This is a genomic window from Leptotrichia trevisanii DSM 22070, from assembly GCF_000482505.1.
GTDB classification, from domain to species: Bacteria; Fusobacteriota; Fusobacteriia; order Fusobacteriales; family Leptotrichiaceae; genus Leptotrichia; species Leptotrichia trevisanii.
This window is the reverse complement of record NZ_AXVL01000089.1, coordinates 1-1,286: the sequence shown is the minus strand read 5'-3', so window position 1 is coordinate 1,286 and position 1,286 is coordinate 1. Positions and strand designations below refer to the sequence as shown.

Annotated in this window: 1 pseudogene; it reads left to right on the top strand. The window is 29.7% G+C overall.

The annotated features are described in order from the left end of the window. Positions 1-1,286, top strand: a pseudogene (locus K324_RS14805) (autotransporter-associated N-terminal domain-containing protein); the annotation flags it as partial.

Sequence of the window (1,286 nt, the reverse complement as noted above, 5' to 3'; positions counted from 1 at the left end):
AGAAATATTAATAAATCACCATTAAATCTTACACCAAAAGTGGCTAATAGCCCAACATTACCAGAACCAGTGAAATTTTCTCCATTGTCACCAGATATAACTTTACCAGCTGATCCTGCATTGCCAGTGCCACCTACATTTGCGATTGTGTTAGGTGCTGATTGTAATTCAAACTGTAACAGTCATGGTGTTCCAAGACAAAATTCAAAATCTGGATACAGTAATCCGTTAAGTCAGCAAAATATAAGTTCAATATTACATTATACTTGGAAAAGTAATTCAGGTGCAGAACAATCATATGCTTTTAAAATGTTTTGGGAGGCATTAAATTATACACATAACTCTTATTTTTTAGAAAATGTAAATAAATCAGAAATATTTTTTAATTCATATAATTATGATAATGGAGCTATTACAGGAGAATTTGCAAATGGAGTAGCAGCTTCACAGAATACTAATAAAAATAATCAATATTTTTTTATTGGTGGTTCTAGATTTATGGAAATAGATAATGTTTCAGATATTGGGACAGAATTTGGTATTCCATCAGGAAAAACACTTCAATTAGGGGGAATATTAACTTTAGGAATTGTTTCTCAAGAGAATGGGACAAATTTAATAAATAAAGGTATTATAACAGATAGTAAAGAAAAAGATGATGGATATATACAAAATATGCAACAAGATTTAGTTGTTCACGGTCCTACAGAAGATTATAAAATACATAGAAGTAGAAAAGGATATGTTGGGTATAAAGTTGGAATAGCACAAGTTGAAGAAAATGATCCAGGAGATTTTAATGAAGATAAACAAAAAATGACTAATGCTAGCACAGGGGAGATAAATTTCTATGGAACAAGATCTATAGGAATGTATGTATACCTTCCTGCTCATATAACTCATGCAATTATGAAAAATGAAGGGAAAATAAATCTCTATGGAAAAGAAAGTTATGGGATGAAAATAGCTGCTAAATCAAATTCTAGAGCAGAAATGGTTAATACTAATATTATTAGTTTAGGAAATAATAATGATAATAACAATCCAAATGATTTTAATGAAGATCAAGCGGATAATTCTGTAGGAATGGCTTTGATGGAAGATAGCAGTGTTAATGGTGGAGTAACTTTAGATAGAGGAAAAGCTAGAAATGAAGGAACAATAAACCTTACAAATGTAAAAAATTCAATTGGAGCATATGTTAATATAGACAGTAATATTACAAACACAAAAGATATAAAAATAAATTCAAATATAACAAAAGCAACTTCCGGTTCTCAACCTGT